General features: G+C 43.3%; 23 protein-coding genes and 1 pseudogene. 7 read left to right on the top strand and 17 right to left on the bottom strand.

Annotated elements, in window-relative coordinates; translation table 11 throughout:
• Positions 1-139: 139 nt before the first annotated feature.
• The 3 genes from V7161_RS12945 to V7161_RS12935 all read left to right on the top strand — a co-directional run bounded on the left by V7161_RS12945 (position 140) and on the right by V7161_RS12935 (position 922).
• Positions 140-358: a DUF1659 domain-containing protein gene (locus tag V7161_RS12945; RefSeq protein WP_335445526.1), complete on the top strand. Its 219-nt coding sequence runs from the start codon at positions 140-142 to the stop codon at positions 356-358.
• Positions 359-478: 120 nt separating this feature from the next.
• Positions 479-697, top strand: coding sequence for a DUF2922 domain-containing protein (locus tag V7161_RS12940; protein WP_289989208.1), 219 nt, complete (start codon positions 479-481; stop codon positions 695-697).
• A gap of 87 nt (positions 698-784) precedes the next feature.
• On the top strand, positions 785-922 hold the full coding sequence (locus tag V7161_RS12935; RefSeq protein WP_223594024.1) for a YvrJ family protein: 138 nt from the start codon (positions 785-787) through the stop codon (positions 920-922).
• 244 nt (positions 923-1,166) lie between these two features.
• On the opposite strand, the gene V7161_RS12930 is transcribed toward V7161_RS12935, so the two are convergent.
• Positions 1,167-1,307 (bottom strand): hypothetical protein, encoded by a 141-nt coding sequence (locus tag V7161_RS12930; RefSeq protein ID WP_335445525.1) that lies wholly within the window; start codon positions 1,305-1,307, stop codon positions 1,167-1,169.
• A gap of 94 nt (positions 1,308-1,401) precedes the next feature.
• Here V7161_RS12930 and V7161_RS12925 point away from each other — a divergent pair, with 94 nt between their 5' ends.
• Positions 1,402-1,998, top strand: a complete 597-nt coding sequence (locus V7161_RS12925; RefSeq protein ID WP_335445524.1) for a DUF421 domain-containing protein — start codon at positions 1,402-1,404, stop codon at positions 1,996-1,998.
• 67 nt (positions 1,999-2,065) lie between these two features.
• On the opposite strand, the gene V7161_RS12920 is transcribed toward V7161_RS12925, so the two are convergent.
• From V7161_RS12920 to V7161_RS12910, 3 genes are all read right to left on the bottom strand, one after another.
• Positions 2,066-2,491 carry an OsmC family protein gene (locus V7161_RS12920; RefSeq protein ID WP_335445523.1) on the bottom strand — a complete coding sequence of 142 codons (426 nt, stop codon included), beginning with the start codon at positions 2,489-2,491 and terminating at the stop codon, positions 2,066-2,068.
• Between the two features lie 200 nt (positions 2,492-2,691).
• A complete protein-coding gene (locus tag V7161_RS12915) occupies positions 2,692-3,282 on the bottom strand; it encodes a YiiX/YebB-like N1pC/P60 family cysteine hydrolase (protein WP_335445522.1) in 591 nt (196 codons plus the stop codon).
• 12 nt (positions 3,283-3,294) lie between these two features.
• Complete coding sequence (locus V7161_RS12910; protein ID WP_335445521.1) at positions 3,295-3,873, bottom strand: YdcF family protein; 579 nt, start codon at positions 3,871-3,873, stop codon at positions 3,295-3,297.
• Between the two features lie 207 nt (positions 3,874-4,080).
• Here V7161_RS12910 and V7161_RS12905 point away from each other — a divergent pair, with 207 nt between their 5' ends.
• Together V7161_RS12905 and V7161_RS12900 are read left to right on the top strand one after the other, a co-directional pair.
• Complete coding sequence (locus tag V7161_RS12905) at positions 4,081-5,163, top strand: DUF3231 family protein (protein WP_335445540.1); 1,083 nt, start codon at positions 4,081-4,083, stop codon at positions 5,161-5,163.
• Between the two features lie 80 nt (positions 5,164-5,243).
• Entirely contained in the window at positions 5,244-5,429 is a 186-nt protein-coding gene (locus tag V7161_RS12900) for a hypothetical protein (RefSeq protein ID WP_335445520.1), read from the top strand.
• A 55-nt stretch (positions 5,430-5,484) separates the two neighbouring features.
• Here V7161_RS12900 and V7161_RS12895 read toward each other — a convergent pair whose 3' ends face one another.
• From V7161_RS12895 to V7161_RS12845, 11 genes and pseudogenes are all read right to left on the bottom strand, one after another.
• Entirely contained in the window at positions 5,485-6,510 is a 1,026-nt protein-coding gene (locus tag V7161_RS12895) for a DUF4030 domain-containing protein (RefSeq protein ID WP_335445519.1), read from the bottom strand.
• A complete protein-coding gene (locus V7161_RS12890) occupies positions 6,494-7,060 on the bottom strand; it encodes a sigma-70 family RNA polymerase sigma factor (RefSeq protein WP_335445518.1) in 567 nt (188 codons plus the stop codon). The genes V7161_RS12895 and V7161_RS12890 overlap by 17 nt, the downstream gene beginning before the upstream one ends.
• A 346-nt stretch (positions 7,061-7,406) precedes the next feature.
• Positions 7,407-8,414 (bottom strand): MupG family TIM beta-alpha barrel fold protein, encoded by a 1,008-nt coding sequence (locus V7161_RS12885; RefSeq protein WP_335445517.1) that lies wholly within the window; start codon positions 8,412-8,414, stop codon positions 7,407-7,409.
• The gene (locus V7161_RS12880) at positions 8,411-9,772 is read right to left on the bottom strand and encodes a PTS transporter subunit EIIC (RefSeq protein WP_335445516.1); all 1,362 of its coding nucleotides are present in this window, start codon (positions 9,770-9,772) and stop codon (positions 8,411-8,413) included. The genes V7161_RS12885 and V7161_RS12880 overlap by 4 nt, the downstream gene beginning before the upstream one ends.
• A 289-nt stretch (positions 9,773-10,061) precedes the next feature.
• Entirely contained in the window at positions 10,062-10,916 is an 855-nt protein-coding gene (locus V7161_RS12875) for a MurR/RpiR family transcriptional regulator (protein WP_335445515.1), read from the bottom strand.
• A 15-nt stretch (positions 10,917-10,931) separates the two neighbouring features.
• A complete protein-coding gene (murQ, locus tag V7161_RS12870; protein ID WP_335445514.1) occupies positions 10,932-11,831 on the bottom strand; it encodes an N-acetylmuramic acid 6-phosphate etherase in 900 nt (299 codons plus the stop codon).
• A gap of 122 nt (positions 11,832-11,953) precedes the next feature.
• Positions 11,954-12,805, bottom strand: a complete 852-nt coding sequence (locus tag V7161_RS12865) for a Cof-type HAD-IIB family hydrolase (protein ID WP_335445513.1) — start codon at positions 12,803-12,805, stop codon at positions 11,954-11,956.
• Positions 12,806-13,025: 220 nt separating this feature from the next.
• Positions 13,026-13,922, bottom strand: a complete 897-nt coding sequence (locus V7161_RS12860; protein WP_335445512.1) for an acetamidase/formamidase family protein — start codon at positions 13,920-13,922, stop codon at positions 13,026-13,028.
• 23 nt (positions 13,923-13,945) lie between these two features.
• Complete coding sequence (locus V7161_RS12855) at positions 13,946-14,473, bottom strand: chromate transporter (RefSeq protein WP_335445539.1); 528 nt, start codon at positions 14,471-14,473, stop codon at positions 13,946-13,948.
• On the bottom strand, positions 14,473-15,048 hold the full coding sequence (locus V7161_RS12850) for a chromate transporter (RefSeq protein WP_223593998.1): 576 nt from the start codon (positions 15,046-15,048) through the stop codon (positions 14,473-14,475). The genes V7161_RS12855 and V7161_RS12850 overlap by 1 nt, the downstream gene beginning before the upstream one ends.
• Before the next feature lie 25 nt (positions 15,049-15,073).
• A pseudogene (locus V7161_RS12845) lies at positions 15,074-16,677 on the bottom strand (gamma-glutamyltransferase family protein).
• A gap of 155 nt (positions 16,678-16,832) precedes the next feature.
• On the opposite strand from V7161_RS12845, the gene V7161_RS12840 reads away from it, so the two are divergent.
• On the top strand, positions 16,833-17,282 hold the full coding sequence (locus V7161_RS12840) for an Lrp/AsnC family transcriptional regulator (RefSeq protein ID WP_335445511.1): 450 nt from the start codon (positions 16,833-16,835) through the stop codon (positions 17,280-17,282).
• Between the two features lie 380 nt (positions 17,283-17,662).
• Here V7161_RS12840 and V7161_RS12835 read toward each other — a convergent pair whose 3' ends face one another.
• Positions 17,663-17,908 carry a hypothetical protein gene (locus V7161_RS12835; RefSeq protein WP_335445510.1) on the bottom strand — a complete coding sequence of 82 codons (246 nt, stop codon included), beginning with the start codon at positions 17,906-17,908 and terminating at the stop codon, positions 17,663-17,665.
• Between the two features lie 9 nt (positions 17,909-17,917).
• Positions 17,918-18,094 (bottom strand): hypothetical protein, encoded by a 177-nt coding sequence (locus V7161_RS12830; RefSeq protein WP_335445509.1) that lies wholly within the window; start codon positions 18,092-18,094, stop codon positions 17,918-17,920.
• Positions 18,095-18,170 lie beyond the last annotated feature (76 nt).

Here is an 18,170-nt window from a genome sequence, read left to right as displayed (position 1 = left end):
CTCCCCGCGGAAAGCGAAGCGCCTGGAGCGGAAATCAACAGGCAAGTTTAACACAGCCTTTATTTAAAAATAATCCCTCTCCACCCTATCCTTTCCGCCTTTAAATTCCTATATAAAAGGTGAAAGGAGGTGAGAGACAATGGCACAAACGTTATTAGAAGGAACAAAGCTACGTATCGTTTTCGAAGCCGGCATGGACGAAAAGGGCAAACAGCTTTACAAAGCCAAAACGTTTAGCAATATCAACAACCAAGCAACAGCTGACCAATTATACCAAGCAGCCCAAGCCATCACCGCACTAACCAGCGACGTTCTAAACAAAGTAGAGAGAAACGACAGCTCCGAAATCCTAGCATAGGATTAGGTGTAAATGATGTCAATGGTGTCAATTTGGTGTCAGGCACCATTCGAGTACATTTGTACACCCAGGGCGGACACGGTTGATAAGCGGTAACTTTATTGATAGGAGGTGAAGAAAATGGCTAAAACGTTGGAATTGCAGTTTGGTACGGAGTTTGGCAAGACTGCTCGTTTATCGATTGATAATCCAAAGGAACCGGTTGATGAGGCGGTTGTTAAACTTTCGATGGCACAGATTATTGCATCCGGGGTTTTCGCTTCTGCCAGCGGCAAGTTAGTGGAAGCAAAAGGAGCAAGAGTCGTCGACCGTAATGTAACTGAATATGAACTTATATAATTTTTAATTAAGAAGAGGTCGGATTCTCGTCAACGATGAAGCCGGCCTCTTTTTACAAAACTCTTATTTTGGAAAGGAGCGAATACCATGGATCAGATTATCCCGATCATTAACGAGGTGGGATTCCCCATCGCGGTGACCCTCTTCTTGCTTTACCGTGTTGAGTCAAAGCTTGATATGGTCGTCCAGTCGATTCAGGATCTTCCCGACAAAATGAAAGTGTAATTTTGCATCAGTGGTTCGTCGTAAATATCTACTTGACTGAATTGGGGCATGGGCAGTATAAACAGTCACGTAGAGGCAGTCTATGTTACCCAATTCCATCGTGATCCGAAAAACGGTCACGTAGAGGCAGTCTACGTGACCCAATTCGGTCGTGATCCGAAAAACGGTCACGTAAAACAACTTATACAAATAATTCCATTACAAATAAATGAAATTACCCCCATTTAATATGGGGGTTTTGATTTCACTCAGGGTTGTCCATTGGTTTTCGTCGTGGCTGGGACCCAGCCAGTTTCTCTTTGATCCTTGGGTCAATCTCTTCCGTCCGCGTCTGCCAAATACTATATTTAATCGAATTTGGCGGATTTGTGCTTTCATTTGTCATCCATGCCCACCTCCATTAAATATAGTTTCTACAATAAATAATTTAGATTATAAGTGGAAAATTATATAAAAACATGTTTATAGGAGCTGAGTAAATGGATCTTTCCGTCATTTGGAAATCGTTAATTTTAATTGCAGCAGGGACTCTCCTGCTAAGAATATCCGGCAGAAAATCGATTGCCCAAATGACCTTGGCACAAACCATTGTCATAATTGCCATTGGAACAATCATCGTCCAGCCAATTGTAGAGAAAAGTGTAACAAAAACCATCGCAGCTACTGCCGTTTTTGTCGCTACCTTATTAATTTTAGAATACTTACAAATAAAGTTTAATTCTGTTGAAAAGTTTCTAACCGGCAAATCGAAGGTCGTGATCGAAAATGGCACCCTGAATGTGAAAGCTTTAAAAAAGCTGCGTTTGACCGTTGACCATCTGGAAATGCGGATGCGTAACGAAGGCCTCGCAAAAATAGAGGATATAAAATACGCCACAATTGAACCTAACGGCCTGCTTGGATATGAATTAAAAGATGATGCCAAACCAGTCACAGTCGGCGAGCTCAAGAAAATCCTAGACCTCTATTTTCCTAAAGCGACTGCAGACAACACGGCAATGAATAAGGAACAGCCAAATATTTTCACAGAAATTAATCAACAGTCCAAACAGGATCATCCGGACTACTTACAATAAGGTTTGCCCTTAAGTCCAAATATGCAAAAGGCCCTCCTCACATTGGAAGGGCTTTTTCAGTGGCAATCTAAATTTGGTTTTCCCCTTTAACCCCATTAATAGAATAGCTGACAGTTATTTCGGCATTTAGGGAATGCGAAACGGAACAATATTTATCCTTCGATAATTGAATCGCCCGTACAACCTTATCCTCTGGCAGTTGCCCTTCTAGCGCATAATGAATGTTAATAGCTGTAAACCGCTTTGGATGTTCCTCGGCACGGTCGCCTTTAACCTCCATATGAAAAGACGTAGGCTCAAGCCGCATCTTATGCAGGATGGAAATAATGTCGATTCCGGTGCAGCCCGCAACCGCCTGCAGCAGCAGCTCCGTCGGCCTGGCGCCGGAATTCTCTCCCCCCACCTCGGGAGCCGCATCCATGGTAATCTCATGTCCGGAGGGAGTCACCCCCGAAAACGCCATTTTCTCTTTCCACTTAATCGTTAACTCCATATCCATACCCCTTTCTCATGATATTCTTACCAATCGGGTGATTCCATATTTAAGCTTTGTCTATTTTTCAAGGTGCTTTGTCTATTTTTTTGGGGGTTCTGTCTATTTTTGAGGGCACTTTGTCTATTTTTTTAGTTGCTTTGTCTATTTTTAGGGTTGGATTGTCCATTTAGACAAGATTTGGAAATCCCCCCCGCCGATTACGGCTGAATTTCAAACAACGGCCTAACCTTCGCATCCGCGGCAATATGCTCTGGAAAAATAAACCCCATTGGATCGCGCCCAAATACAATATCCATTTGCTTGAAGCAAACATCCACAAATTCCGAACAAATAAACGCTTTATCATCCTTGTGCTTGCCAATCCCTAAACCGACGCGGGCCACAATCCGGGCGATTTCGTCTTTATCATAATTGTAATTCAGCAAGTCCACTGCATTTCCGAGCATTTTATTGATTTTTCCTAAATCAAAATGTGGATTGCCCACCTCTTCATGCCGGGCCAAGTACAATTCACCCTTATACTTTTTGTTACTATTTTCATAGTTATAAAGGTAATGAGACAACGGAACAGCCCTGACCCCATCATTCTCAACACTTTCTAAAACTACTATGCGATCATTCCAATAGCATAACAAGGCCACATGGCTAAACATAGAATCCGAAACCTTCTTGATCAATTCACTAACAATATGGCGGCCGCTGCAAAATAACAGGTCCCCTGTCCTGATCTCTTGTCGTGCCAATTGATACGGCACTTGCTTAACACCAATGAATTTACTTGTCCCCATCAGATATCCCCCTCAATAGTTCTTCCCTAAGGCATACCCCGCCATTTTTATATATTCATTAACGGTAATCATGACACTTTTGTTATTACTCCACCACTTCGTCTTGTTAAAATAACGATCCTTCGCCCCGGCGTAATAAAGCTTGACTCCACTATGCTCAAAGTCCCGGTCAAAAATCATTTTAACTCTTTTCATATGATAATTGGACGAAACCACAATGGCAGAATCGATTGGATAAGACTTAATGACCTTCCGGGTGAAATCAGCATTTTCATAGGTGCTATCAGCACGGTCCTCCAAAATAATGGCTCTTTCCGGAACGCCAAGCTTTAATGCATGCTTTTTCATCAACTCGGCAGCCGTCACATCGGTATAGATGATGCCGCCTGAAATGACAAAATACTTGCCATATCCCTGATGATACAACTCAGCGGCTTTTTCCACGCGTTCGCCGCGGTCCCCGCTTAGTACAATAATGGCGTCTGCTTTTTGAACGGCGTCCTCTACAACCAGGAACTTCCCGGCATTCACCAGCAACAGGAGCAATACCAATACCAACACTATTAAAATGACAAATTTCTTATTATTCATGGAATCCCTATTCCTTACCTAATCTAATATTTTTAATCTTAGTATATTAAAGGCAAGGGCCATATTCAATTGGATCTAGCCCTTTAATAATTCGTTTAATGGTATATATTTCAAATTCGAGTAAATTCATTTGCCCCAACAAACGAATAAATTTTTCCAAAAGGAGCAATATAACTAAAAAATGGTAAGGTGAATGTTTTGGCAAAAATGATTAAACCAATAAAGATTGGTTCCAAAAAGATTAATTCCATCGAAAAACTTTTAACTTCAGAAAAAGGTTCCGTATCCGAAAAAGTTTCCGTATCCGAAAAACTAACGGCAGCCGAAATAGCGAAGCTTTGGGCGACCTATATGGGAAATAGCATGTCTTCTTGTATTTTAAGATACTACCTGCAACACGTAGACGATGAAGATATAAAAAAACTGCTGAATCATGCTCTATCATTAACAGCGGAATTTATGAGTACAATCACAGGAATTTTTAAAAAGGAAAACTTTCCGATTCCTGCTGGTTTTTCAGATGAGGATGTTAATCTTGGTGCTCCCAGGTTATTTGAAGATCAGTTCTACGTCCATTATTTAAAATATGCCGCAAAAGCGGGGCTCAGCATTTATAGCGTAGCCATCCCTCTAATGTATCGAGAGGATGTAAAGGAATTTTTTATTCACTGCATGAATTCCACCATTGAATTGGTGGAACACATAAATGATGTATTAATGAAAAAAGGGTTTATTATGAAACCGCCTGCCATTCCGATACCGGAAAAAGTAACATTCGTCCATCAAGATTTTCTAAATGGGTATTTTGGTCAAGTACGGCCTTTACACGCCATGGAAATCACCCATCTTTATGACAATATTGAAAATAACGTGGCGAGCAAAGCGCTGATCGTAGGTTTTAGTCAAGTAGTAAAATCGGAAAAGGTCCGAGATTTATTTTTAAAAGGCAGAGATATTACACATAAAGATTTAGAGCGGTATATGCATAAGCTGAGTGAAGAAAACTTACCAGCGCCGTCATTTCTTGACCATTTAGTCACAGCATCTACCCATTCACCCTTTTCGGATAAATTAATGTTGTTTCATAAGGTAGATATGTTCTCGATGAAGATTCGGGCATTTGGAAATTCCGCAGCTGTAAATGGAAGACATGATATCGGGTTCATGTACACAAGAGCGTTAATGAATATCTCATTATTTGTAGAAGAGGGTGCAAAAATCATGATTAATAACGGCTGGATGGAACAGCCGCCCGAAGCGGTCAATCGGGAGAACTTAGCATCAAAATAAAATGTGCTTCCCGTTTAATCTATGAAAAATTTGTCTATCCTTATAGTAAGAAATAGATTAAAAACTTGGGAGGCTTCAAGATGGGGAGAGAATTAATAAATATTTTTAGTGAGCTTAAACTAGTTAAAAACAAGGAACTGGATGAATGCAATGAGGAGCTTGGCAATGAAAATTATAGCTCCATCGTCAAAAAAGCGCTGCTTGCCTACAAACACGAACTTCTAGAGAATCTGGAAATGTATGACCACTATCTTGATTTAAAATAAGAATCAATGCTATAAAAGCAAAAGACTCCTGTAAAATGGAGTCTTTTGTTTTTTACTATCTCGTAATCACTCTCTCTTTCTTATCCTTCGAACGAATGAATACTTTATAAGCATCATCCTTTATGATCTCCTTTGTTTCCTTGGAGGTTAAGAATTCACGAAGGGTGTCTTCGATTCTGTCTGTCACTTCTTCATAATCGGCATCTTTGGAGGATACCGATGTACTAATCGTAATTTGCATAAATTCAGCAGAGCGATTTGTGTATCCTACTCCGATTACTTTATATTTCTTACTGCTGAACATGCCATCTGCAATGGTTGTAATGATGGGCGACCAGCGCATTTCACGCTCTCTTTTTTTGACATTATACACGACAGCGTTAACCGTGTACGTTCCAAGCCCTTTCTCTGCAAGCTGGCTTTGGATTTTTTGCTTGATCTCTTCCTTTCTCGTTTCCGTATTCGGCAAATTGATTTCAATCGTCTTATCCACTAATCCTACGCTTTCTTCATTTCCATAGCTCTTTAGTACGTCGGATACAACAGCAAATACCTGATTGTTTAACTCCTCGACTTTCTTTTCTTCTTCGCTTAGTACTGGAGGTGTAAATTGGGATACTTCGACCTTTACTCCGTAGGCATCAAAACCTCTTGACATCAGCAGGTTTTTCACAATTTTCTTCACTTCCGCTTTATCCTTATTGACTTCTTCCTCCGTTCCCTGAAGCCTTACAGACAGTACCTTCTTTGGCTTGTATTGAACGCCGATTCCATCGACTTTATACCCTTTTTCGGCGAGATTCGAGAGAATGACATCCGAAATCGGCTCTGATTTAAAAAGCATATTTAAAAATGGCACTTTTGCCGCCACCTCGGCCACTGCCGGCGAGAAAAAGGCCAACACCACAAACAATCCGAAGGCTGCCACTGCCGCGCCGCCTAAATAGAACAGCCGCCTTCCCCAGTTAACCCGCTTCGGTTGAATCTGTTGATGAACCCGTTCTTTAATTCTATTAGCGATTTCGCCATGGAAATAATGTTGCTGGTAGTATTCTTTTACTTCTTTAAGATCTTTTTCCAAGCAGCTCACCTCCTGAAAAAGAATGTAACTTCTCTTTTAACATTGCCCTAGCCCTTGATAGTCTCGTTTTCACCGTATTAAGGTTTAAATTCAAAATCTCCGCAATGTCCTCTAGTTTTTCATCCTGAAAATAATAAAGGACGATAAGCTCGCGATATTTGGTGGGCAGACTAAGGACGGTTTGCAGAACCGCTTCCCGCTCATCCTGCTCAATCGTCTCATCCTCCGGGCTCTGACTCTTTGTAAAATTTTCAAAAAAGGCTTTCGGGAACTTAAGGACATTGAAGCTCTTCGACCGGAGCATATCCTTCGCTGTATTGACCGTAATCCGATAAATCCAGCTCGAAATCTGCGACTCACCTCTAAATTGTTGGAGAGACTTATAGCATTTGATAAACACTTCCTGCGAAATATCCTCCGCAAGCCCGCGGTCTTTCACATAAGAATAGGCCAGCAAGTAGACCTTTTGGGAATACAAATTCATCAGGTCATTAATGTGTTTTTCTTTATCTAGATTATATGGCAGATCTGCAATATCAACTTTAGGCACCTAACCGCTACCCCCTTTCTAACACCTTTAAGACTGAAAAAGCATGAAATTAGTTTCATTTTTTTCAAAAAATAAGATTGGGGATTTTCTTTATTACCGTTCAGGCTAAATTCTCCTCCGCTCGGGTATTAGGAGCCCTTCCTAATTACCTTCCATGCAAATTTCTCCTCCGCTCGGGCATTAGGAGCCCTTCCTAATTACCTTCCATGCAAATTTCTCCTCCGCTCGGCCATTAGGAGCCCTTCCTAATTACCGTCCGTGGCAATTTCTCCTTCACTCGGGCATTTGGGGCCTTCCCAATTTATGACCGAGAACACAAAAAAACCAAAGGAATATATTCCTTGGTTCAAACCTGAATTAATTTCACCATTTTCCCTGGCTGCAGCAAGGAAAGCAGCGGCAAATCTGCCTCGATAACCCTGCCAACTACATTCACCCGCTCATCCGCAAGCAGATCATGAAGCGCGATTTGCACCTCGCCTCGATAACGCCCATAACGGTCATTGTCCCTCGTAATCGTTCCCCTAGGCCGCACTCCCGTATTCTCAGGGACTACTGCCTCCGAACTTCTCGTATCCATGAATCTTAACACATCGCGGGAAAAATCAGGACGGAGCCGGAACTCACCTTCTTGGAAACCTTCAACGCGAATCGAAATCAAACCATTACGATCAAAATCCAATAACTTCCCAAGAAGCTTCTCACTGACCTCGGGATCGCCGATATAAACATCACTGACACCGGCCCGGAACAACTCCAGCGTCGCCACAAACGGGTCAACACCACGATGCTCTTCCAAAGTCGGCAGTCCTTCAAACAGCGGACCACGTTTCTCGCCGTCCCCAGGAACATACGCACTAACCGGAATGCTATACCGTCCAAAAAGTTCATTTTGCGCTTGAAAAAATGATTCCGATAATCCCGTTTCGCGCCTTGGATAGAAATTATGCCAGGCCAGCAGCTGACTTGCCTCAAGACCGCCATCCAACAGAGCACGCAGCTCTTCTTCAAACATAATGCTGGCATTAAGCGCGAGCTTAAAATCCTTCGCTAACTCCAAAATCGTTTCATTATCAAAAAAATCATCGAGCCGTAAACCGCCAACCCCTAAGGATTTTAATGAAGACAGGCTTTCCAATCCCAAATGAGCAGGCGTTCGCGCCGACACATCCGCGTAAACCTCGATTCCAGCTTTTTTTGCCGTTTGCAGCAATCTTTTCGCACGCCCGGCTAAATCCCCAGACTCTTCAGGGATGTGAAGCGAGGTAAACGCCCGCTTCACACCCATTTTTCCTGCAAAAATAATCCGCTCTTCCGCCAAAGGATCATTTAAATAGAAGGAAATGCCGATCAATCAAATTCACCAGCCATCTCATCCTTGAAACCGAATAAATAAGTGAACAGAAAACCAGCGGCATAAGCAATGACGACCCCTACTAAATATAGCAGCACCTGACCAGTTACTACTAGGAAGGCAAGCGGTAAACCAGATACCCCTACTGCAATCGTGGCCACATGGAAGGCTGCCTGGAACGCACCTCCGACACCGGCTCCTAAACAAGCTGTTAAGAAGGGACGGCCTAATGGCAGCGTTACACCGAAGATTAACGGCTCCCCGATACCAAGAATACCGGCAGGAAGTCCCCCGCCAATTGCTCTTTTTAAGCGAGTTTTCTTTGTTTTAAAATAAATTGCAAACGCCGCACCGACTTGGCCTGCACCGCCCATTGCCAGGATTGGAAGAAGCGGGTCATTGCCTAATGAATTGATCAATTCAAGATGGATTGGGGTTAAGCCTTGATGCAAGCCCGTTACAACGAGCGGCAGGAAGGTTGCCCCAAGGACGAAGCCAGCAACGATACCTCCCATATCAAGTAAAGACGTTAATCCTTTTGTAATTGCGTCTGAAATAAAACCACCAAGCGGCATAAAAACAAGATAAGTTACAATACCAGTAATCAATAAAGCAACCGTTGGTGTAATAAATAAATCAAGTGATTGTGGAACAAACTTGCGAACTCGTTTTTCTACAATGGCAATGAAAATTGCGGCAAACAGGACACCGATCAAGCCTCCGCGTCCAGGAAGCAGCGCAGTATCAAACAATTTGATACCTGCAACAGCCGGATTAATAATCAAAATACCGGCAATCGCTCCAAGTGCTGGTGAACCGCCGAATTCTTTCGCTGCATTGATCCCCACTAAAATCCCAAGGTAACCAAATAAACCGCCGCCAATGACAGACAAAATCGTAGCCAGCTGCGAATCTCCTGCCAGCCATCCCGCCTGAACGATTGCTTTCGTGATCCCTGTGATCAAACCGGATGCGACAAGAGCCGGGATTAACGGAATGAAAATACTAGAGATTTTTCGTAAAAACAACTTAAATGGTGTGGCATTCTTTTGGTTAATTTCCGCCTTTTTGCTCGCGGCCTTTTCTTTCAAATCAATTCCGCCGGCAGCATCTATTAATCTGCCAAACTCCTCAGTCACTTTATTTACTTTTCCAGGGCCAAGGATAATTTGCAGGGTTTCCTCTTCGACAACCCCAATGACCCCATCTATTTTCTTAATGGCCGCTTTATCGATAATTGAATCATCCTTCGGTGTGACACGAAGTCTTGTCATACAGTGTGTGTAATTGCCGATATTCGCAGGGCCGCCTAATTGTTCGAGAATCTTTTCTGCTAAAATTTTATTTTCTCCAGCCATGTTCTTTCCCCTCTCTCTGTTGTTTTATTTTTTGCTGATTTCTTAAAGATGGTTGCTTTGTGCGATTCGCTGATAAAATGGAAAATTCGCCGATAAAGTGGTTGAATTCGCCGATAAAACTGGAAATTCGCCGATAAACCTGTGATATTCGCCGATAAATTCGATTCCTCCGATACGGAGTGTCATTTTATACTAAAATGACATTTGAACGCGGCACAAGCATCAATCTTAACGAAAAAAAGCATTTTTTAATGGATCGGAATGGACGTCACATCACCCCCCGAAAGGATTATTTACCTTCCTTAATAAACCGGATGGCTTCTCTTGTTTTATCAATCGAGTTGATTGTGTCTTCATATTGAACCGTAGCCATCGATAAAAACAAAATATCCATGATATATAGCTGGGCAAGCCGCGATGACGTGGCGGCACTTCGGAAAGGCGCCTCGCCGGAATAAGAGGTAAACAGTTTAATATCCGCCAGGGATGCGACCGATGATTGTCCGTATTTCGTTAAACTAATCGTTTTCACGCCGCGTTCTTTTGCCAGTGTCATAATTTTTATCACTTCAGAGGTTTCGCCTGAATGGGAGATCCCAAACACGACATCCTCCTGACTGGCATTCGCGATTAAAGTAGCGACAAGATGGGTATCCGTGAAAGCGGTCGCATTTTTATGAATCCGAAGGAGCTTTTGTTGAGCATCCTTCGCGATAATGCCAGATGCGCCGATGCCAAAGAAATGAACATTTTGGGCAGCCGACAAGGTGTGAACAGCACGTTCCAATTCTTCATAATTGATCATCTCTTCGGAATCGCGGATGCTTTGGATGCTGTTTGAGGTTGTCTTCTGAACAATCGAGAAAAACGATTCACCCGGCTCGATATCTCGATAACCTTGTTCGACCGGCTTCACTAAATCCCCAGCGATCCTCACTTTTAAATCTTGAAAACCATTTAATCCTAGTGACTTACACAATCTGATAACGGCGGCACCGCTTGTATGGGCCTGCACGCCAATGTCCTGTACGGTACTGTTTAAAACCGTTTGCGGATTTTCAAGAATTAACTCAGCAATTTTTCGCTCTGAAGCCGGAAGCTGTTCCAGCATATTTTGAATCATTTTTAAACCGCCTGCTGCCACATCAAGGACCACCTTTTACAATTGGATTGCTTTTTTCACATAACCATTTGCTTCTATTAATAATTGTTCTGCATCTTGTTTCGTTGTATTCGTCTTAATCATGACGATCGCCGTTTTCACCTGCAGATCAGCTTGTTCTAATGTTTCCGAAGCCGTTTCATAGGAAACTCCGGTAATTTTGCAGATGATGCCAATTGCGCGTTCCTTCAGCTTTTGGTTGCTCACATGTACATCCACCATCAAATTTTCATAAGCTTTTCCTAAAAGAATCATCGAGGAAGTGGAAATCATATTCAAAATCATTTTGTGGGCCGTGCCCGATTTCAAACGCGTCGAACCGGTTAGTACCTCTGGCCCGACAATGACTTCAATGGCTTGGTCGGCTTCTTTGCTAATCGCCGCATTTTTATTGCAGGAAAGTGCGACGGTTTTCGCGCCAAGGCTTCGTGCATAGCGTAGCGCTCCAATCACATAAGGCGTCCGGCCGCTGGCTGCGATACCGATGACGGTATCGTCCTTTGTCAGCCCCAGCTCTTTCAGGTCACTCTCGCCAAGCTCTGGCTGGTCCTCTGCCCCTTCTACTGCTTTTAAAAACGCGCCCTCTCCCCCTGCAATCAGACCTTGAACCATTTCAGGATTCGTGCTGAAGGTCGGCGGACATTCGACGGCATCCAGTACGCCTAAACGGCCGCTCGTGCCTGCGCCCATATAGATGAGGCGTCCGCCCTTTTTAAAGGAAGCCACTACAAATTGAACCGCTGCCTCCACTTCTGGCAACACTTCCTTGACCGCTAATGCGACCAATTGATCCTGCTCATTCATGATTCGTAATATATCAAAAGGATTGGCTGTATCGATCTGCATCGATTGTTCATTTCGCGATTCGGTCGTTAATAATTCGAGATTTTCGTTCATTGCTGCGTTCTCCTCCTGTTAGTTTGTCTAAGATGTAAGCGATTACCTGTACCCTTATTATATTCCGTTTGAAACGACATTTCAATATTTTTATGAAAATATTGAAATGTTATTTTAAAATCTTATTCTAATAAATAACGGCGAATCGCCTGAGCAACCCCCGCTTCATTATTTCCCCCGGTTACCTCATCCGCCAATTGTTTCACTTTTTCCGGTGCATTTCCCATGGCAATTCCCAGGCCAGCTGCTTTAAGCATAAGCGAGTCGTTATAATTATCCCCAATGGCTGCGGTTTGTGAAATGGGGATCCCGAGTTTTTCGGCGAGTTTGACCAGCGCGGATGCTTTTGTCACACCGCTCGGGGTAATTTCTAAGTTAAGAAAATCGAAACTGCTGCTGATTTCCATGTCGACGATTTGTTTGGAAAAATCATCGAGCTTGTCTTGATCATCAAAGACGGCAATTTTAGTAATGCCTGGTGTGTGTTCCTTCAGGTATTGGTAAATATTATCAATCACCTTCACCTGGCACTGATTCCGGAATTGCTCGCAGTTTTGTCGGCTGCCCCCTGAATTTTCAAGAGTAGGAATGTTATTTTCAATCCATCGTTCGTTCCATTTATTCACTTGCGGAACCAGGAGCGTATCCCCTTCATAAAAATGCGCATAAATGCCCTCTGCCACACACAGTTCCCAAAAGTTGATTAACGATTCTATGGAAAAAACGGATTGCGCACTGATTTCTCCGTGCTCATCCATGAGAATCGCTCCATTATAAGCAATGATTGGCTCACCCTTAAGGCCGATGGTACTGGCAATCCATTTGGTTGAAAGCGGCGTGCGGCCGCTGCAAATCACGACTCTTCCGCCTCTTTGGCGGTACTCCTGGATCGCCTCGATGGTTTCTAAAGCAATTTCCTTTTGATCGTTTAATAATGTCCCATCTAGGTCCGTTGCCAATAGTGGATACTTCATTTTTATTTCCCCTTCGTCTTGTCATTTTAGTATTATTATATTTTTTGTGGAATTATATTTCAAAATAGAATGTGGATGGAGGACTGTGAGGCTCTTTAGAAATGATTGGACATTTTTTTGGGTGCTTTGGATAATTTTTGCGGTGCTTTGGACATTTTTTCAGATGGTTTGGACAATTTAACAATAACTAGAAAAAAAACCGAAGGGAAACCCCCTCGGTTTAAATAACTCCAGATCCATACTTCCCCAAAACCCACTTTGGAAAAAGAAACCGTGCTGTGACCAGTGGGTCCACCACCTGGCAGATTTGCGTCTGGCCAACGGCACTGCACAACATATTGATTTGATTAAAAGAAAGATCAATCCGATCCTCCAAAAAGGCAACCATGTCTTCCACTGAGCGCTTAACCGCCAGATCCAGCGTCTCCTCAGAAGCAATCGTACTAATAAATTCTTCCGATTCCAAAATTGGATTTTCAATACTAAATCCTTTAATGACCTTTAAAGTGACGGTTACCTTGGCAGCAATTTCAATTCCCGTCACGCCAATTTCTCCGTCCCCCATAGCAGCATGCAAATCGCCGAGCGCAAACAGCGCACCATCTGCATGAACCGGAAAGTAAAGGGTAGCCCCTGTGGTAATCATTTTATTATCCATATTGCCGCCATGGGAACCTGGCGTCCCACAGGAAACAGCTCCATCCTTTGGCGCCACCCCGATTACCCCAATCATCGGGTTTAAAGGGAATTCAATTTTATCATTAAAAACCGCCTTGCCGCCTCGGATCGGGATGAGCTTCGCTTCGAATTCTTCAATACGGTCACCAAGTACCCCCATACCAGGACTAACCGCCATTACCCCTTGATCCGCAAGCTCGATCTCATCAATCGTAACAGCAAGAATATCTCCGGCCTCAGCGCCATTCACAAAAATAGGGCCAGTCGCCGGATTGACCTTATCCCAATCCATCGCATGATAAGAAACGTCCTCTGAAACAATCTGGTTCTCAAAACAATCACAGGTCTCGATGACAACCTGTGTGCCGGAATCCACCTGTAAAACCGGTTTGTTTTCCTTACTAAACGCATAAATCAAATTGGACCGACTTACTAACATAGTTATCCTCCTGCTACACCCTTTTATAAAAACAGCGCCCCATAAGCTAACGAGCCTACAATCACATAGGCCGGGTGCACCTTGAATTTTTCCAAAAGCAACAAGCTCGCCGCAATTAAGAAGACCGTTTGAAGCACACCAGAATTATGGTAGGACGTAAAGAAAAAGTTAAACGTCATCACACCCAACAGAACCGCAATCGTCGGACGGATATAGGTCGTCATCCGCTTCACCCGCGGTGATTCCTTATACTTATATAATATACCTAACAGAACAATCATTAAGATCAACGAAGGGGCAACGGTCGCAAACACTCCGATCACCGAACCGATGACTCCGCCCACCTCATAGCCAATATAACCGGCCATTTTCGTCGCAATCGGCCCTGGCAGGGCATTGCCAAGCGCCAAAACTTCACTAAACTCCTGAACCGTCATCCAGCCGTAATGACCGACAACTTCATTTTCGACAAGCGGAATCGATGATGGCCCGCCGCCATAACCGACGATTCCTGGTATGAAAAAGGCAAGGAAAATATGCCAATATAACATCATCCCACCCCTCTTTCCACATTTTTTTCCGCAGCCTTAGGGGCTTTATCCTTTTTAACAAGGGCAAAAATTAAGATCGCTGCAATGAGGATTCCTGGATGAATCCCCAAAACCTGTAATAATAGCAAGCTGCCGATAACAACTAAACCTGCTTTTATTTTTCCAAGCGTTTGATACGATTTCTTGAAAAAATCCCAGGTTAACGTAGCCATCATGACACCTACAACCGGAACAACAGCTTTGGTCATTCCCGCCACCCATGGCAGGTCCTTCACAGAGGACAAGGAGGTAAGCAAAATGATCATGAGTAAAATGGTTGGGAGAATCGAAGACAGGATGGCATTGATCATTCCCAAGTACCCTCCGACCCGGTAACCGATATATCCTGCCATTTTGGTATTAATCGGACCTGGCAGCGTATTCCCTAAGGCTAATACATCCGCAAATTCATCATCATTCATCCACTTAAACCGCTCGACCACCTCTTTATGAACGAGCGGGATCGAAGAGGGCCCTCCCCCGTAGCCTAAGATCCCAGATCGAAAAAATGCAATACTGATATCAAGCTGTTTCATTATTTATTCAACACCTTTTTTGGATTTACCAGGCCGCAATCGTACCGTCCGTTCTCGATTCTGTTCCGCCTGAAAGCACACCTGTACTTGGGTCACGCCAAATGATCTGTCCTCTTCCGAATGGACCGCCTTCTAAAGCAATTTCGATCTCATGCCCTTTTCTTGCCAGTGCCTGTGCAATATGGGTAGGGAAGGTGTTTTCAACTAAAATTTTCTTGCCCTCCATCCATTGCCATCTTGGTGAATCCAAGGCCGCTTGCGGATTTAAATGGAAATCAATCGTGTTCATAATAACTTGAGCATGCCCCTGCGGCTGCATATATCCGCCCATGACACCGAATGGTCCAACCGCTTCATTATCCTTCGTTAAAAAACCAGGAATAATCGTATGGTACGTCCGTTTACCCGGCTCAAGGCGGTTTTCATGCGACGGATCCAACGAAAAATCTGCGCCGCGTTTTTGCAGGGCAATGCCTGTTCCCGGAACCACGATTCCTGAGCCAAAGCCCATATAGTTACTTTGGATAAACGAAACCATATTGCCTTCGCCATCGGCAGTTGCTAAATAAACAGTACCGCCTTTTGGAGGAGTCCCTGGTTCAGGCGTCAGCGCTGAATCCCCAATCAAACTTCTTCTTGCTGCCGCAAATTCTTCCGATAATAATTGCTCGGAGGTTACGGACATTTTTTCTGGGTCTGTCACATATTTCTTGGCATCAGCAAAGGCTAGTTTCATCGCTTCAATTTGTTTATGATAGGTTTCCACAGATTCTTTTTCCGCAATATCATAGCCTTTTAGGATGTTAAGCGCCATAAGGGCAACAATGCCCTGGCCGTTTGGCGGAATCTCCCAGACATCATAGCCTTTGTAATTCACTTTAATCGGCTGGACCCACTGTGGCTTATAGGCCGCTAAATCCGCTTTAGAAAGGAAGCCGCCGTGCTGCTTGGAAAATTCGTCAATTTTCTCCGCTAATTCGCCGCGGTAAAAGCTTTCAGCCTTCGTTTCCGCAACGGCGCGCAGTGTGCTTGCATGGCCTTCTGATTTCCAAATCTCCCCGATTTGCGGTGCCTTGCCATCTGGAGCAAAGGTTTCGAACCAGCCTTTATACTCATCGCCTGTAAACAAATCTTTAAATCTATTAAAAGCAGAATTCCAGTACTTTCCTAATACAGGGGAAAGCGGGTATCCCTTTTCTGCATATTCAATGGCAGGCTGGAGGACCTCAGTTAATGGCAGCTTACCAAACCGTCTGGACAGTTCTGCCCATGCAGCCGGTGCACCTGGAACCGTTACAGGCACAAGGCCAAACGTTGGCATTTTTTCATGCCCCTTTTCCTTCACCGCTTCAATCGAGATGCTTTTTGGTGCCGGGCCGCTTGAGTTCAAGCCGTAAAGCTCGCCTTTTGTCCAGACTAACGCAAACGCATCGCCGCCAATCCCATTAGAGGTCGGCTCCACCACCGTTAAGCAGGCAGCCGTAGCAATTGCCGCATCAATAGCATTTCCGCCCTTTTTTAAAATATCAAGGCCAGCTTGTGCAGCTAACGGCTGAGAAGTGGCGACCATCCCGTTCCTGGCAATGGTGGCTGTTCGGGATATGGATAATCTAAGTAATCAAATTTCATGATGTTCTCCTTTCATTCATATCGTATGTTAAGAGGATCATTTAATTTCCTTTTGTAAACAATTTTATCTTATTTGCCTTACAAACGAAATATGTATTTTTACAAATAAATACTTTTGTTTTATAATTTAAGCAAACAAGAAAAGTGGTGGGCTGATGATACTAGATGAAGTCGATCGAAAAATACTACAGTTGTTAAGTGAAAATGGCAGAATGTCATATGTTGATATAGGCAAAGAATTGAACTTATCCCGTGTTTCCATCCGTGAACGGGTTTCTCAATTAATTGAAAATGGCGTGATTGAAAAATTTACGGTCGTCATTAATTCCGACAAAGTGGGAAAAGGCGTTTCCGCTTTCTTCGAGGTGGATTGCGAGCCGGCCTCCCTGGTCCGAGTGGCGGAAACCTTAGCGAATAATCCCGTTGTAGCAAGCTGCTACCAGATGACCGGGCCAAGTACCTTACATATGCACGTTCTGGTCGAAGACTTTGTACGGCTGGAAAACTTTATAAATGAGGAATTATATAGTTTGGAAGGCATCACACGAGTGGAAAGCCATATTTTATTACGCAGATTTAAAAGCAGGACAGGGTTGAAATTATAAATTTTGCCCTTTCTGGAGGGTTTGTCTATTTTTAAGGCTAGTTTGTCTATTTTTTGAATTAGCTAAACGCTGATTGGATGGAGTTATCCGCCAATGAAAGGAGCTTATCCGCTGATTGGGGCAAGTTATCCGCTAATTGAATTAGCTAAACGCTGATTGGATGGAGTTATCCGCCAATGAAAAGAGTTCATCCGCTGATTGCATCAAGTTATCCGCTAATTGCGTGGGTTTGTCTACTTTTCATGGCACTTTGTCTATTTTTTAAGGGGTTTTGTCTATTTTTCGTGGTGGTTTGTCTATTTTAACAAAAAAAGGAAACTGAAGACATAATAAAACAAAACGAAACCGGGAGTATTCCTCGGTTTCGTTTTGTGGCACCATCAAAACATATACCAGCTCTGAATTAACAAAGTGGTTAGTAATAGGACGCCAACACCAATATGTTCAACATCCGGTATGATGTGATCCTTTATAGGAGGAAGGATTTTATATGTCCTGCTAAAATATTTCTCGTAATCAGCTTTGACCGCCAGTGGGAATCCAAAGAAATACGGCAGCCACCAAGCGAATAAGTGCATAATCAGGATGATGCTGGTTAATGAATACCCCACCCAGTTCGCAATCATATTATCAAACTAAAAACAAGCTGCAATGATGATAAGAGGCGGATAATTGCCCAAAACTTCAAATTTCCTCAGCCGTTTGTCTCGTGAGTTAATATCGTTGAAGGGATATAAATCCAAAAAATCAATGACAATCTGATACAACAGAAAAACTAATGGCAAGATCCAAGCGAACGTATGCAAACTCATTTTAAGCAACTCCTATTAAAAATTCAGTTCATCATTCGACAAACTTTGAGTGGTGACAGTGGTTGCCCCCCTTATA

The sequence above is a fragment of the Neobacillus drentensis genome (assembly GCF_036965425.1).
GTDB lineage: Bacteria > Bacillota > Bacilli > Bacillales > Cytobacillaceae > Neobacillus > Neobacillus drentensis_F.
The sequence above is the reverse complement of the archived record's forward strand: the minus strand, read 5'-3'. Positions and strand labels throughout refer to the sequence as shown.

What these genes read in the sequence shown, in the direction of transcription:
- V7161_RS12860 (WP_335445512.1), bottom strand. Translation starts at nt 13,922, where the DNA reads ATGTTAGTAAGTCGGTCCAATTTGATTTATGCGTTTAGTAAGGAAAAC.
- V7161_RS12865 (WP_335445513.1), bottom strand. Translation starts at nt 12,805, where the DNA reads ATGAAGTATCCACTATTGGCAACGGACCTAGATGGGACATTATTAAAC.
- V7161_RS12935 (WP_223594024.1), top strand. Translation starts at nt 785, where the DNA reads ATGGATCAGATTATCCCGATCATTAACGAGGTGGGATTCCCCATCGCG.
- murQ (WP_335445514.1), bottom strand. Translation starts at nt 11,831, where the DNA reads ATGAACGAAAATCTCGAATTATTAACGACCGAATCGCGAAATGAACAA.
- V7161_RS12900 (WP_335445520.1), top strand. Translation starts at nt 5,244, where the DNA reads ATGGGGAGAGAATTAATAAATATTTTTAGTGAGCTTAAACTAGTTAAA.
- V7161_RS12930 (WP_335445525.1), bottom strand. Translation starts at nt 1,307, where the DNA reads ATGACAAATGAAAGCACAAATCCGCCAAATTCGATTAAATATAGTATT.
- V7161_RS12835 (WP_335445510.1), bottom strand. Translation starts at nt 17,908, where the DNA reads ATGATTGCGAACTGGGTGGGGTATTCATTAACCAGCATCATCCTGATT.
- V7161_RS12940 (WP_289989208.1), top strand. Translation starts at nt 479, where the DNA reads ATGGCTAAAACGTTGGAATTGCAGTTTGGTACGGAGTTTGGCAAGACT.
- V7161_RS12915 (WP_335445522.1), bottom strand. Translation starts at nt 3,282, where the DNA reads ATGGGGACAAGTAAATTCATTGGTGTTAAGCAAGTGCCGTATCAATTG.
- V7161_RS12830 (WP_335445509.1), bottom strand. Translation starts at nt 18,094, where the DNA reads ATGAGTTTGCATACGTTCGCTTGGATCTTGCCATTAGTTTTTCTGTTG.
- V7161_RS12920 (WP_335445523.1), bottom strand. Translation starts at nt 2,491, where the DNA reads ATGGAGTTAACGATTAAGTGGAAAGAGAAAATGGCGTTTTCGGGGGTG.
- V7161_RS12840 (WP_335445511.1), top strand. Translation starts at nt 16,833, where the DNA reads ATGATACTAGATGAAGTCGATCGAAAAATACTACAGTTGTTAAGTGAA.
- V7161_RS12925 (WP_335445524.1), top strand. Translation starts at nt 1,402, where the DNA reads ATGGATCTTTCCGTCATTTGGAAATCGTTAATTTTAATTGCAGCAGGG.
- V7161_RS12910 (WP_335445521.1), bottom strand. Translation starts at nt 3,873, where the DNA reads ATGAATAATAAGAAATTTGTCATTTTAATAGTGTTGGTATTGGTATTG.
- V7161_RS12945 (WP_335445526.1), top strand. Translation starts at nt 140, where the DNA reads ATGGCACAAACGTTATTAGAAGGAACAAAGCTACGTATCGTTTTCGAA.
- V7161_RS12855 (WP_335445539.1), bottom strand. Translation starts at nt 14,473, where the DNA reads ATGTTATATTGGCATATTTTCCTTGCCTTTTTCATACCAGGAATCGTC.
- V7161_RS12880 (WP_335445516.1), bottom strand. Translation starts at nt 9,772, where the DNA reads ATGGCTGGAGAAAATAAAATTTTAGCAGAAAAGATTCTCGAACAATTA.
- V7161_RS12850 (WP_223593998.1), bottom strand. Translation starts at nt 15,048, where the DNA reads ATGAAACAGCTTGATATCAGTATTGCATTTTTTCGATCTGGGATCTTA.
- V7161_RS12905 (WP_335445540.1), top strand. Translation starts at nt 4,081, where the DNA reads ATGATTAAACCAATAAAGATTGGTTCCAAAAAGATTAATTCCATCGAA.